Below are 14,356 nucleotides of genomic sequence, written 5' to 3'. Positions count from 1 at the left end.
CCGGTATCCTTCAGGGTTATTGAAGGTTATAATTAAATTGTTGAAGAAAACTTAATGTCAGAAAAGGAACGACTTAGCTTCGAAGAGGCTTTAAAGAAATTGGAATCTATAGTGGAACAACTTGAAGACGAAGACATTACACTGGAGGATTCCGTTAAACTGTACGAGGAAGGCGTTAAAATGTCTAAATTTTGCACGGAAATTCTTGAGCAAGCCGAGCTTCGTATAGAACAGGTAAACGAAGCTAATACGCAGTAATAGAAAAAATTATGGATCATAAACAACCCAAACCGGGGAAACTGCTGGCAAATATCAATTCCCCATCTGATCTTAAAAAGCTGAAGCCCATACAACTTCAAGATGTATGCGACGAACTTCGTCAATACATCATAGATATGGTTTCTGTAAATGGAGGCCATTTTGGCGCCAGTTTGGGAGTAGTGGAATTAACTACGGCCCTTCATTATGTGTACGATACTCCAAAAGATCTGTTAGTATGGGATGTAGGGCATCAGGCATATGGACATAAGATTTTGACAGGCCGGCGCGATCAGTTTCACACAAATCGGGTTTATGGGGGATTATCAGGTTTTCCCAAACGTTCTGAAAGTGAATATGATACTTTTGGTGTAGGGCATTCAAGTACTTCTATTTCTGCGGCTTTGGGAATGGCTGTTGCCCGTGATCTCGATAAGTCTGACAAGAAAGTGGTCGCTGTAATCGGCGATGGAGCTATGACCGCCGGGCTTGCATTTGAAGCCATGAATAATGCCGGCGCTATGAACAGTGATATTTTGGTTATTCTGAATGACAATAATATGTCGATTGACCCCAATGTTGGTGCACTTAAAGAATATTTAGCCGATATCACCACCAGTAAGACGTTTAATAAAATGAGGGATGATATCTATGATATGTTGGGGCATTTCAAATCGGCGGGGGAGAAAATGAGGAAGGTGGCGTCGAGACTTGAAAAAGCTATGACGGCTGCACTAACACCCGGATCTTTATTCCGGGCGCTCGGTTTTAAATATTACGGTCCCACAGACGGGCATGATGTAGATGGTCTCCGCGGTATCTTAGAAGACCTGAAAGATGTAAAAGGCCCGAAATTACTTCATATTGTTACCGTAAAAGGAAAAGGATTTGCTCCGGCTGAACGGGAGCAAACCAAATGGCACGCATCCAGCAGCCCGTTTGATAAAATTACTGGGAAATCCTTGGTTGCCCCCAAGCCGACAGCCTCAAAGTCAGCTCCTAAATATCAGGATGTATTTGGTGAAGCATTGGTTGAGCTTGCTTCCAACGATGAACGAATTGTAAGTATGACCCCGGCCATGCCCAGCGGCTCCAGCCTGCTGCCAATGATGAATACTTTCCCGGAGCGTGCGTTTGATGTGGGTATTGCCGAACAACATGCTGTTACTTTTGCTGCGGGATTGGCAGCCGAAGGTAAAAAACCATTTTGTGCTATTTACTCATCTTTTTTGCAACGAGGATATGATCAGTTAGTTCACGATGTGGCGATCCAAAACCTTCCGGTGGTTTTTTGCATTGACCGTGCCGGATTAGTGGGCGCTGATGGGCCGACACATCACGGGGCGTATGATATTTCCTTTATGAGAGCGATTCCGAATATGGTTATTTCGTCTCCTTTGAATGAGCAGGACTTACGGGATATGATGTTCACTGCTTCTAATTATGATGAAGCCTCGTGGGCCATTCGCTATCCCCGGGGCAGAGCTACAGGCATGCAAGTTCAAGAAGGGTTTAAATCAATTGAAATTGGAAAAGGAGTTCAATTGAGAGAGGGAGAAGATGTTGTCATTCTGAGCTTTGGGCCGATTGGGAAATATGCCATAGAAGCAGCCGAAAAATTATCAGGAGAGGGTATTGAGATCGGGCATTATGATATGCGCTTTGCTAAACCGCTTGATGTTGATTTGGTGGATGAAGTGTGCCGGAAATATGAGCATATCATAACTTTGGAAGATGGCTCACAGTTGGGTGGTTTTGGCAGTGCAGTTGCTGAATATATTGCCGAAAAGCCGGATCGGCCGACCCTTAAAATAATGGGCATTCCTGATCGTATAATAGAACACGGCACACAGGAAGAACTCCATGAGGAAATTGGAATTGGTGTTGTCGGAATCATACACAGCGTAAAACAAAAAACTCACTTGAAGGTATAATTTTGAAGACTAAACAGTTACTTTTTTTAGTCGCACCATTTTTTTTGGTGACCGGTTGTTTGAATAATAGTGACAAACCCCCGGTTTATGAAGATGTGGAAGGGATGGTCACGTCTAACGGTGAGCCCGTAAATAATGCCAGCATTCACATTCGCAATCATTTTAACCCGGGTGGCTTTATCGTTAGTGGACAGGGAGAAGAGGATCTAACCATTTCAGTAAACATACAAGATGAAGGGCTTTATACAGGTAACTTGTATAGAAATGGAAGTGATACCGTGTTGGCAACTTTTTTCAATGATTCATTACAAACAGGGCAACAAGAAATTAGTATCCCGGATTCATTACTAAGTAATGGAATCTTTGGCTATGAAGTCAGGAACACAGCCGTACAAGTAGCAGGAAATCTGTTTGTAATCAGTAAGCCGGATACCGCACTGCCTGAAAGCCTTCCCTTTACAAGAACAAATGCCAACGGCGAATTTAATTTAAACATTCACTACTTATCTATAGGGCAATCGTTTATCACAGGTAGCGGAGGTTTTGAAGTCACGGACAGTCTTGAAATTATTATAACGGATGGTGAAAATGTCCTTGAAACGGAAAAAGTGAAGGTTGAACCGAATCAAGTAAATTACTTTGAGATTATTCTCAATTAAGTTGACCTTTGGGGAATGAAGTTTACCCTCTCAGATTTTGATTACGAGCTCCCCGAAAAACTTATTGCTCAATCACCGGCCTCCCCGCGTGACCATGCACGCCTGTTGGTTTATGATCGAAGCTCGGGGAAAATTACCGACGACCTGTTTTATAATCTTGGGAATCACCTTCCCAAAAATACCACACTGGTAGTAAATAACAGCAAAGTAGAAAAGTGTCGCTTGTTGTTTGATGAGGGTAAAAAAGAGCTTTTTGTAACCTCAGTACGAAATAATAATACGATAGAGGCTTTAGTGAGGCCGGGTAAAAAGTTTAAGAAGGGAAAAGAGATTGAATTGGCGGAAGGCGTTACCGCCGAAGTCACAAATATAACAGAAGACGGCTTGCGTACTTTAATTCTTTCCTGTGATTTAGATTCCGCCAAACTCGAACCCTATAAGTACACTCCTTTTCCACCTTACATCGAACAGGATGAATCACTGGCCGACGAGTATCAAACGGTTTATGCCAAAGACCTTGGCAGTAAAGCCGCTCCCACGGCGGGATTGCATTTCACTGATTCTCTCCTTCAAAAATTAGAACAAAAGGGCGTGCAAAAAACAGAGGTTACCCTGCATGTAGGACTGGGAACATTTGCTCCAGTGAAAACTGAAAACCTGGACGAGCACAACATGCACAGCGAGTGGTATCAGCTGAATTCAAAAACCTGTGATGCACTGAATTCAGCAGAACACAAAACGGCTGTCGGAACCACCAGTGTGCGAGTGTTGGAGAGTGCTGTTGATGGTGACGGTTTATTCTCTCCAGAGAGCAGGGATACCGATATTTTCATCACGCCGGGCTATAAATTCAAAGCCACAGATTCGCTGATTACCAATTTTCATTTACCAAAAAGCACCCTGCTTATGCTCGTAGCTGCTTTTATGGGTTTTGAGGAAATGAAGAGATTATATGAACACGCCATCAAGGAAGAATACCGGTTTTATTCTTTCGGCGATGCCATGCTGATCCTCTGAAAAAACCATTCTTTTTAGGGATGTTTCTGAATGCATGGATTCTTATATTTACTGCTCTTTGAAATTCGAACTATAAACAAGTTCAACATTCAGTGTTCCTTGTTGAATGTTCGATGTTCACCTGCGCCCGTAGCTCAACCGGATAGAGCGTCTGACTTCGGATCAGAAGGCTGAGGGTTCGAATCCTTCCGGGCGTACATAGACGTACTAATACCAAGCCCTAAGATATTTACTTACAATATCTTAGGGCTTTTGTTTTTTTAGGAGCGGCAAACATACGGCAAACATTTTCACTTAAATGCACTCTGTTGCCTGCTAGGGCTTATTTATATTACAGAGTTGCTTATTTCAGTTTTTTCACCGTTTATTCACTGTTTACTACCGCGAATGCATTTCTAGTAAAAAACTATCGGGGTTATGCTGCGGGCCGTTATGTCACTTTATTCTTATGGGATGGACTATATGAAACAGAGAGGCCGTCTAACTTCAATCTCTATTATCCTGATGCTATTTACAGCGTTGCCGTTGTTTGCTCAGGATACAGGTCCGGTACGCTCGAATGATAGCAATACCAAACTTGCATTTACCAACGTCACCATCATTGATGTTGAAGAGGGCGTAGCCAAACCCGATATGTCCGTCATCGTTACGGGAGACCGCATCACAGCCGTCGGAACCACAGATGAGATTGAAGTTCCAGATGAGGCAACCATCATAGACGGAACGGGCAAATATCTCATTCCCGGACTGTGGGATATGCATGCGCATATAGTCTCCGACGATTGGGTCCTTCCGCTTTTGCGGGTAAACGGTATCACGGGGCTGCGTTCCATGCATGGCGGAGCGCGCATTCATGATGTAATAGATAAACGAAAAGATGGCAGCTACCTCGGATTTAATTTCCATTACTCCGGTCCCATTGTTGACGGGCCTCCGGGACTGTGGGACGGGAGTCTTATCGCCGCCACGCCCGAGGAAGGAAGAGAGGTCGTCCGCGACCTTTATGCTGCGGGCTATGATTTCGTGAAAGTCTACTCGAACCTATCTAGGGAAACGTATTTTGCCATTGCTGAAGAATCCCGCAAGCTGGGTTATACCTTTGCCGGGCATGTACCCTGGTCGGTCACGACTGCTGAAGCAATGGCCTCCGGTCAGAAAAGTATTGAACATATGATCGGCTTAGAGCATCTCGTGAAAAACCCGGATGAACTTCAGCAACTGATCAGGGATAATGATACCATTATTGTAAATTCAACAGGTCAAATCGATCTGTTTAAATGGTTTGAATATGTACTGGAGCATCATGAACCAACACGTATTCCGGTACTGCTGGAGTCTGTCGGCAGTTCGGATGCCTGGTTTTGTCCAACCCTTGTAAACCTGAGAGCCTCTTCCTATTCAAATGATCCCGGTTTTATAAATGATGAGCGGTTAAAATATATACCGGAAGAAGAACGCTCAATCTGGCAGGCCCCTATGGAGTCGGAAGAATTTCCGGAAGAATTTATAAAACAAAATGAGCGGCAATACGAACTTTCCAGTCAGTATTATCACAAGGTATCGTCATTGCTCAACCCCATGCTTAATTCGGGGGCAAATTTTTTGGCTGGTACCGACATCGGTAATCCGTATCTATATCCGGGTTTTAGTGTACACGATGAGATGGAATTGTTCGTAGAAGCCGGATTTACACCGCAGGAAGCCCTCCGCACGGCTACGCTGAACCCTGCCAGGTATCTGAATGTGATCGACTCGCTTGGCACTGTAGAAAATGGCAAACTCGCTGATCTCGTTCTGTTGGACGCCAACCCGCTGGAGGACATCACGAACACGCAGAAAATTCATGCTGTGGTGGCAAACGGCCGCTATTTCGACCGGCAGGTGTTGGATGAGCTTTTGAAAGAAGCAGAAGCTGCGGCCAAAAAATCGAAGACAAATGATGAATAACAGAAGATCATAAAAATCAGACACAGGACCATGAAAACAATCAAACCAGCCCTAATTCTCTCCTCTCTCCTGCTTTTGGCAAGCGGTTTGGTGACGGCCCAGCCTATTGTATTCACCAACGTCACCATCATCGACGTCGAAGAGGGTGTGGCTATGCCCGGTATGTCCGTCATCGTTACTGGAGAACGTATTACCGCAGTCGGAACTTTAAATGAGATCAAAGTTTCTGACGGGGCAACAACAATCGATGGAAGGGGCAAATACCTCATTCCGGGCCTGTGGGACATGCATATCCACAATGTCAACGACGTGTATAAACCTGTACCTTGGGATTTCCACACTCCGGATCCGGAAGGTGCCGAACAGCGTGAAATTTACATGCCGATCTATCTCGCCTTTGGCGTTACCGGCACCCGCGAGCTCAGCGGAGGCCTTGAGTCCATCGAGCTACGGAAACGAATCGAAGCCGGAGAGATTTTGGGGCCACACATGGTAATCGGTAGTCCTCTTCTCGATGGTCCTATTCCGATTTTTCCTGATGCAGCCGTTATGAGAATCGACGGACCTGAGCGTGCCAGGAATGTGGTGACCAAACTCCATTCGCAGGGATTCGACTTTCTAAAACCGTACAGCCTCCTTTCCGCCGAGTCCTATCGTGCCCTCCATGAGCGAGCCCGGGAACTTGAAATGGAAGTTGCCGGCGAAATTCCGATCAGTGTAAGCCTGTGGGAAGCTGCGGAACTTGGCCAGCGATCGGTTGAACATCTCACGGGTGTCGAATTCGCCTGTTCCAATCGGGAGGAGGAGCTGCGCGCTCACTATGTATCTCGGCTCCGTGACCTAAATACTGATCCGTCCTCTGAGGGTGCGCTGGACATCTGGAACCGGAGTGAATGGGAACCTTTTGAAAGTCTCGATCCGGAGCGGTGCCGTAAGCTGTATGGGCATCTCGCAGCGCACGGCACCTGGGTCGTTCCCACGCTCATCATTCAGAAAATGATCTCTCATGCCAATGATCCCCGGTGGGCTAACAATCCGAACTTCCGGTATACATGGCCGATGGATCTGGAAGCATTGGCTGACGAATTCGATCCCGAACGCCGTCTCCGTCCGCTTCACGACTATCGAATGAGTGTGATCAATGAGCTGCATGATGCCGGTGTTGGGGTTCTCGCAGGCTCAGACGTATCCGGAGGTTTCACACTGCACCAGGAGCTGGAAATCTTCGTCGAGAGTGGAATGACGCCGCTCGACGCCCTGCGAACGGCAACCATCAATCCCGCACGCTATCTCGGGCGCGAAAACGACCTCGGATCCATCACACCTGGCAAGATCGCCGACCTCGTACTGTTGAACAAAAACCCTCTCGATGACATCCGCAACACGCAAAGCATTGAGGCCGTCGTATTCCGGGGACACCTTTTGGATCGACCCAACCTCGATCGAATACTTCGGCAGCTGGAGGTGGAGGCGAACCATTTGAAAGATTGATTCATGCGGCTATTGAGCAAAATAGTACCAGCCGTCAAAGCAGGTAGAGTTCAAAAAATAGAAAGAAAAAAGCTTACACCTGTGAAATTTTAACAACCAAATAAAACCCTATAATGATTACTTGGAACTACTCGGCCAGAACGTGTTGGCTACTCGTCACCTTCTCTCTTTTGTTCCTGACATTGTTCATCAGTGAAGCACGTTCTCAGGAAATACCGGCCAACTATTTGGAGTTTGATTTTCCCCAAATGCATATCGGCATTGCCGAATATGAGGAAGGGCCCACCGGTACCACTGTCTTTTATTTTCCGGAAGGAGTTATTGCCGCTGCGGATATACGGGGAGGCTCACCCGGAACGGTAAACGCACCGGCCGTGAGCCTGGGCTACGAGGAGGATTTTATTAACGCCGTCGTATTTTCCGGCGGCTCGTGGCACGGATTGTCCGCTGCCACCGGAGCGGCCGATGCCATTAAAGAGAAAAGGCTCTCCCAAGGCGAGCATAATTTCATTGCAGGGGTATTGGGCGGGATCATATACGATGTGGGTAATCGACGTTTCAGCCGTGTCACACCTGATCATGAGCTAGGCGCCAAGGCATTCCGCGATGCCGTGCCGAATCGCTTCCCTCTGGGAGCACGCGGTGCGGGACGGTTCGCGATGCAGGGGATCTACTACTACTGGGGCGGCGGCGCGGATCACTTTGCCAGCTGGCCACATTCCGGACAAGGGGCTGCGTTCAGACAGGTAGGGCCGACCAAGATCGCCGTATTCACGGTAGTGAATTCACTAGGTACGATCGTTGATCGTGACGGGCGGGTGGTGCGCTGCCACCGCAACGATACTTTGGTAGGGTGCCCGCAAATATCTGAATTGATTACCGGGAAGCTCGGCTCCCTTAATGAGAGCATTAAAAAGACAGGGGGACCGACCAGCAACACGACCCTGACTCTGGTAGTAACCAACCAAAAACTTCCGTACGTGCAGTTGCAGCGATTGGCGATGCAGGTGCATACCTCCATGGGTCGTGCCATCCAGCCGTTTGCAACCGACTTCGATGGAGATGTACTGTATACGGTGACCACGGATGAGGTCGAGAATCCCGATCTCTTACCACACGACCTGGCATTTATTGCTTCTGAACTGGCGTGGGATGCCGTTTTAAATAGCCTGCCAACCCTGCCTGATCGCCCAAAAGAAACGAATGGTTCATTGGAAACCGAAGCCCTTCAAAAGTATGCGGGAACGTATGAATTTCCCGGCGGAAGCAGCCTGGCTATTTCGGCCGATGCAGGGAAGCTTACTGCGCGGTACACCGGTATGGAAAACATCTATTTTGACGAAGAACGGACCTATCGCCTGATACCGGCAGGAACTGAACAGTTCATAATTCAGTCGGCAGCCAGTGATGTAATTCGATTTGATCTGCGGGAAGGAGAAGTAACAGGACTCACCCTGAATCCCGGTCCTTGGAGAATCAGGTCCGAACGTATTAAATAGCCACATTCATGTTTCACTAATCTATATGGAATAAAAATGTCGACAAAACATACATTTCTGATGATCCTTATTCTGACGGGAAACCTGGTGCTCTGCCTCTTTCCCTTTCAGAATACACTTTTTGCGTATGAGGTTTCTGATACGCTATACATCGCTCTGCCGACAGGCGAGCTAGAAACCGACCGAGCAAGCATTTTGACCGCATTGGAGCAGGCTGAGCCTGGCGTCACTGTTCAGTTCGCGACGGGTACGTACTTGGTTGGCGAGGTCATCCAGATCGCGACACCCGGTCTCACCCTCCTCGGACATCAGGAGGGCACTGTGCTTAAAGGCTGTAAACTCGAAGAGTACAAGGCTGCCGAACAAGAGATCATCGAAGCCGAAGGTGGGTTTGTGCGTGAAGCGATCTCCAGGTGCGGGATGTTCGAGCTGACCGGCGGCGGAGTCACCGTCCATGGTCTCACCTTCGAGCAGACCCGTGGGGGCCTGATGCTCGGTTGCTGCCATATGGAGCCGCGCTTTCAAATAACTCCTGTGACTATATTATCGAGGTAAATGTCTCCGCAACTCGTTGAACGGCATCTGCCGCTGTATTTTTGGAGGGCGACAGCAATAGAGTGGAGCGAAGCGTTCCGTCAGATAGTTTTCACTTAAATGCTCTCTGTTGCTTCCAGGGTGTTTATTCATAATTTAGCCCACCAATTTCCAGATATTATTGTTGACAGAATATAAAAACAGCGGTCCTACTTGTGATAAAACTACTGCTCTTCTGTCTCTATTTTAATGTGTGTTTAGATTACTCTGTCTCAAACTGTGCCAATAAAGCCGGAATTACGACCATATTCAGCAAGGTAGAACTCAATAGCCCACCAAGAATAACCTGAGCCATAGGAGACTGAATCTCATTTCCCGGTTCACCGGCGGCAAGAGCCAGCGGGATGAGAGCAAGTCCTGCAGTAAGGGCGGTCATCAAGATAGGATTGAGTCGTTCCATCGCGCCCTGACGTATTGCTTGCAGAAACTCCTTCCCTTCTTTTCGAAGCTGTTGGTAGTGAGAGACCATCAGAATACCGTTTCGAGTCGCAATTCCAAATAAGGTGATAAAGCCGACCAGCGAGGCGATGGAAATGATCCCGCTGGTAAACAGCACGGTATAAATACCACCGATCAAGGCAAACGGAAGGTTTACCATGACAAGCAAGGCGGTTTTGAGAGAACCGAATTCCAGGTACAGCAACAGGTAAATGACCGCAATGGCAATGGTGCTGAGCAACGAAATAGTTCGGGTGGCCTGGGCTTCGCTTTCAAACTGCCCGCCGTATTCCACAAAGTAGCTTTGCGGGAAACTAACGTTTTGAGACACATTGGCCCGGATCTCATCCACCGTACCACGCAGATCTCTTCCCGCAACATTAGCTGAGACTACGATCTTGCGCTGCACATTTTCGCGACTGATGGTACTGGGGCCACTTCGGGATGTCACCGAAGCCAGTTCTGCCAATGGCACAATGGTTCCATCCTCCAGATTAAAGGTAGCTTTTCGCACTGATTCAATGCTGCCACGGTGATCCTCATCGAAGCGAACCAGCAGATCAAACATCTTATCGCCTTCCAACACCTGTGACACCACCTCGCCTGCAAACGCTACATCTACCATCTCAGCGAGTTGCTGAATAGTAATGCCGTATCGCGCCAAAGCTCTGCGGTCAGGTCGGATCTGTATTTGGGGTACATTTTGCTGCTGTTCTACCGATAGATCCACCACTCCTTCGACGGTTTCCATTTGCCCACGCACTTCCTCGGCCAATGCTCGGAGTCGGAACAGGTCGGTTCCAAAGATCTTCACAGCGATGTTGGCTCGTGTTCCCGAAAGCATATGATCAATACGGTGACCGATAGGCTGTCCAATGGTAATATTGGTCCCCGAGACCACAGTTAGGTCTTCCCGGAGTTCTGCCAACACTTCTTCTTTGGTGGTTCCTTCTGGGATATCCAGCTTGGCATCAATTTCTGAGGCATTAACTCCCTGGGCATGTTCATCCAGCTCGGCTCTTCCGGTTCGGCGTGAGGTAGAAGCGATAGCCGGATGTTCCAGTAGAATTGTTTCTATGCGTTTACCGATTTCATTGGATTCGGTTAGTGAAGTACCCGGAATGGTAACTGCACTGATCACCAGCGTGCCTTCATTAAACTCGGGAAGAAATGATCTTCCCAGAAAAGGCAACGCCACTAATGTTCCAAAAAACAGTACCAAAGTTCCAACCAACACGGTCTTCTTGATGCGAAGGACGACATTCAGTGCGTGCTCGTAGCCTGATTTTAACTTTTTGGTGAACCAGCTTTCTTCCAGTTTCCCTTTGGAGGCCTGACCGGGCAGCAGGTAATAACACATGGCCGGTGTAACGGTCATGGCAATTACCAGCGACGCCCCAATGGAAATGATGTAGGCAAGTCCCAGCGGCTGTAACATCCGCCCTTCGATTCCACTTAAGAAGAATAGCGGCAGAAAGACGATCATGATGATCAGCGTGGCATTGATGATGGAAGAACGGATTTCCTTCGACCCTTCAAATACCACCTCAATGGCCGGTTTCTGCTTGGTTTCCGGCAGCTCTGAGTTTTCCCTGAGTCGCCTGAACACGTTTTCCACGTCAATGATGGCATCATCCACGATCACCCCGATGGCAATAGCCATCCCACCCAAGGTCATCGTATTGATGGTGATATCAAAGAATTCCAACACAAAGATCGAGAAGATCAGGGCCAGAGGTATGGCGGTTAGAGAAATTAGTGTCGTTCGGAAATTCCCAAGAAACAGGAATAAGATCACGATCACCAAAAAGGCTCCATCCCGCAGGGCTTCAATGACATTGTCGATAGCCAGTTCAATAAACTCGGCCTGTCGAAATAGGTGCGTATTGATCTCAAATCCGGCCGGGAGGCTGGACTCAATCTGTGCCAGTGTTTCATCCACACGGGAGGTCAATTCCAGCGTATTGGCTCCAGGTTGTTTTTGTATGGAGATGATCACGGTCGGTTCTGCGTTCACTGAAGCATCCCCGATTTTTTGAGCTGCTGCAATTTCTACCGTTGCCACATCGCCGATGTTAATCGGAATGTTATTGCGCTGGGTAATGACTGACTGCTCCAGGTCTTCCACTGAATATGCCCGGCCTATCCCACGAATGGTGTATTCCTGGCTGTATTCTCTGAAGAAACCTCCTGAGAAGTTTTCATTGGCCTGCTCGGTAGCCTGTAATACCTGGTGCAAGGTTATATTGTATTGCTTCAGTTTATCAGGGCTAACTCTTACCTGATACTGCTTTTGTCCACCCCCAATAGGAATGACCTGCGCCACTCCTGGAATAGCCAGTAACCGACGACGAATTTCCCAGTCGGCGGCCGTTCGTACTTCGAGTTCGGAATGTTCATTGCTGTTCACACTCACCAGCATGATCTCTCCCATGATGGAGGAGATCGGTGCCATGATCGGTGGCGGGACTTCTTCTGGCAGACTGGTAGCTACCAGTTGTAGTTTCTCATTCACAATCTGCCGGGCCCTAAAAATATCGGTTCCCCAGTCAAATTCTACCCATACAATGGATATGCCTTTTGCGGTGGAAGAGCGAACCCGTCGCACGCCCGTCGCTCCATTCACCGAGGTCTCGACCGGAATGGTTACCAGTCGCTCTACTTCTTCCGGAGCCATTCCATGGGCTTCGGTCATTACCGTTACGGTGGGAGCCGTAAGATCGGGGAACACATCCACTGGCATGCGGTCCACGATGTAAATTCCAGCTGCCAGTATGACCACCGAACTCACCAATACGACCAGCCGGTACCTTAACGATCCTCTGATTATTGCATCTAACATAATTTAATTCCTTTCCTGATGATTAATGAGAGTGTCCGTGTGCAGGCGCTTCAGAGGACAATGAAGCCAATTTCACCTGGTACGCATTGGTTGTAACTACATGCTCGCCTTCTTCCAGGCCGGATGTCACTTCCACCCAGCCACGGTTTCTAATGCCCGTGGTTATTGCTCTTTTTTCGAACGATTCCCCGGCCACATGTATATACACCACAAAATTACCTTCCTCTTCAATCAGGGCTGTTTCCGGGATGGCGATCACGTTTTCTTTTTGATCGGTATCGATCTCGGCGGCAACAAAGAGTCCGCTATGCAAGCCTTCCTTATTGTCGATCTCATAAATCATAGAAATCGTTCGTGTTTCAGGATCTACTTGTTTTCCGACGCTCAGTAAGCGGCCATTAACCTCATCCATGCCATACATTTTCTCATTTCCCTGCACGTAAAAAACAGCCGCTCCGGGATTTTGAATAGCTATTCGTTCAGCTGCGGGAACGTGTACGCTCAGCCACATTTTTCTCATATTGGCAATACGCAGCAGCGGCTCACCGACTTTCACCTGCATACCCGGCTGTATATAAGATTCTACCACGGTTCCGGAGATCGGGGCTTTCATTTCAAAACGGTAGGATGATTCTGTGTCTCCATAGACATCTACGGATGAGGTGTCAATTTGAGCGATTTCATTAATCGTCTGAAATTGAGTGAGCGCCTGACGGTATTCAATCCGTGCTTTTTCCAGTTCTACTTCCGGAATCGCCTCTTTTTCAAACAATCGTTTCGATCGTTCTAAATTCTTTTTAGCCAAAGACAACTGAGACTGCGCATTGATAAACTGCTGGGCATAGTTTTCTCCATCCGCTGATTGAATGGAAGGATTCAGCTGTACCAGCGAAGTACCTTTACTGATATCCTGTCCTTCAACCGGCAGGCTTTGATTAGCACTGCTCAGTATGATCCCGGAAAAGGGTGCTGATACAATAACTTCTCTGCTTTGAACCGGCTTGAGCTCACCATGCGCATCTACCGTTTCTGATAGCGTATGTTGGCCGACTTTCTGCGTAGCAAAAGGGATCTTCCACTGCTGTTCTTTCAGAAAGGAAATCAAATTGGGATCTTCTTCCTCGTGAGCTGTTGGGACGTCTTCCGTGGAACTGTAAACCGGGATTCCGTTAACCTGGAGCGTATCATCAACCATCCCCTGAATGATAATCGTGAGATCATAACGTCCTGCACGTTCAAAGATAACATCCGGTCCGTAAATGCCCGGAATTTGAACTTCCGTTTCGGTGAGGGAGCCTTCATTACCCCGCTCAGAGCTGAACACAAACTGTACTTCGGATTCAGAAATGGGTTTGAAATCCGAAAGCCGGGTCAGGTGAACCGCAAAGGTGGCTTCCTGCCCTACGATCAGTTCCGGATACTCCATGAACAGTTCGGTTTTATCCGTCCATTGCGTGATCACTCCGGCTCCTTCCAGTTGGGAATCCTCTCCGTGACTATGGGTGTCTTCTCCCTCATGGGAATGGCTATCATCTTCCTGTGCTTGCTGAGCAGGTTGCTCGTGGGTATGGTCACCGTCTTCGCCATGGCTGTGGCTTTCATCACCGCCACCGCCGCACCCCATCATCAACAGGGATGTACTTAGAATTAGTAATGGTATTAGCTGTTTCATTGCTT

At 47.8% G+C, this 14,356-nt stretch carries 10 protein-coding genes and 1 tRNA gene; 9 read left to right on the top strand and 2 right to left on the bottom strand.

What is annotated here, in order from left to right:
- The first annotated feature begins 54 nt into the window (after positions 1 to 54).
- The 9 genes from xseB to HUJ22_RS11105 all read left to right on the top strand — a co-directional run bounded on the left by xseB (position 55) and on the right by HUJ22_RS11105 (position 9,360).
- Positions 55 to 258: an exodeoxyribonuclease VII small subunit gene (xseB, locus tag HUJ22_RS11145; protein ID WP_290877417.1), complete on the top strand. Its 204-nt coding sequence runs from the start codon at positions 55 to 57 to the stop codon at positions 256 to 258.
- An 11-nt stretch (positions 259 to 269) separates the two neighbouring features.
- Complete coding sequence (dxs, locus tag HUJ22_RS11140; protein ID WP_290877413.1) at positions 270 to 2,192, top strand: 1-deoxy-D-xylulose-5-phosphate synthase; 1,923 nt, start codon at positions 270 to 272, stop codon at positions 2,190 to 2,192.
- 2 nt (positions 2,193 to 2,194) lie between these two features.
- Positions 2,195 to 2,851, top strand: a complete 657-nt coding sequence (locus tag HUJ22_RS11135; protein WP_290877411.1) for a hypothetical protein — start codon at positions 2,195 to 2,197, stop codon at positions 2,849 to 2,851.
- A 15-nt stretch (positions 2,852 to 2,866) separates the two neighbouring features.
- Positions 2,867 to 3,868 carry a tRNA preQ1(34) S-adenosylmethionine ribosyltransferase-isomerase QueA gene (queA, locus tag HUJ22_RS11130; RefSeq protein ID WP_290877409.1) on the top strand — a complete coding sequence of 334 codons (1,002 nt, stop codon included), beginning with the start codon at positions 2,867 to 2,869 and terminating at the stop codon, positions 3,866 to 3,868.
- Positions 3,869 to 3,991: 123 nt separating this feature from the next.
- Positions 3,992 to 4,065: transfer RNA gene (locus tag HUJ22_RS11125), tRNA-Arg, on the top strand.
- A gap of 235 nt (positions 4,066 to 4,300) precedes the next feature.
- Entirely contained in the window at positions 4,301 to 5,815 is a 1,515-nt protein-coding gene (locus HUJ22_RS11120; protein ID WP_290877407.1) for an amidohydrolase family protein, read from the top strand.
- 30 nt (positions 5,816 to 5,845) lie between these two features.
- Positions 5,846 to 7,306, top strand: a complete 1,461-nt coding sequence (locus tag HUJ22_RS11115; protein WP_290877404.1) for an amidohydrolase family protein — start codon at positions 5,846 to 5,848, stop codon at positions 7,304 to 7,306.
- Positions 7,307 to 7,419: 113 nt separating this feature from the next.
- Positions 7,420 to 8,805 carry a P1 family peptidase gene (locus tag HUJ22_RS11110; protein WP_366871088.1) on the top strand — a complete coding sequence of 462 codons (1,386 nt, stop codon included), beginning with the start codon at positions 7,420 to 7,422 and terminating at the stop codon, positions 8,803 to 8,805.
- Positions 8,806 to 8,841: 36 nt separating this feature from the next.
- Positions 8,842 to 9,360, top strand: a complete 519-nt coding sequence (locus HUJ22_RS11105) for a hypothetical protein (protein ID WP_290877401.1) — start codon at positions 8,842 to 8,844, stop codon at positions 9,358 to 9,360.
- 241 nt (positions 9,361 to 9,601) lie between these two features.
- Here the strand turns inward: HUJ22_RS11105 and HUJ22_RS11100 are convergent, their stop codons facing one another.
- Entirely contained in the window at positions 9,602 to 12,679 is a 3,078-nt protein-coding gene (locus HUJ22_RS11100; RefSeq protein WP_290877398.1) for an efflux RND transporter permease subunit, read from the bottom strand.
- Between the two features lie 22 nt (positions 12,680 to 12,701).
- Positions 12,702 to 14,351, bottom strand: a complete 1,650-nt coding sequence (locus HUJ22_RS11095; RefSeq protein ID WP_290877395.1) for an efflux RND transporter periplasmic adaptor subunit — start codon at positions 14,349 to 14,351, stop codon at positions 12,702 to 12,704.
- Positions 14,352 to 14,356: the final 5 nt, after the last annotated feature.

The organism is Gracilimonas sp., from assembly GCF_014762685.1.
Taxonomy (GTDB): Bacteria; Bacteroidota; Rhodothermia; order Balneolales; family Balneolaceae; genus Gracilimonas.
This window is presented reverse-complemented; position numbering and strand designations above follow the sequence as displayed.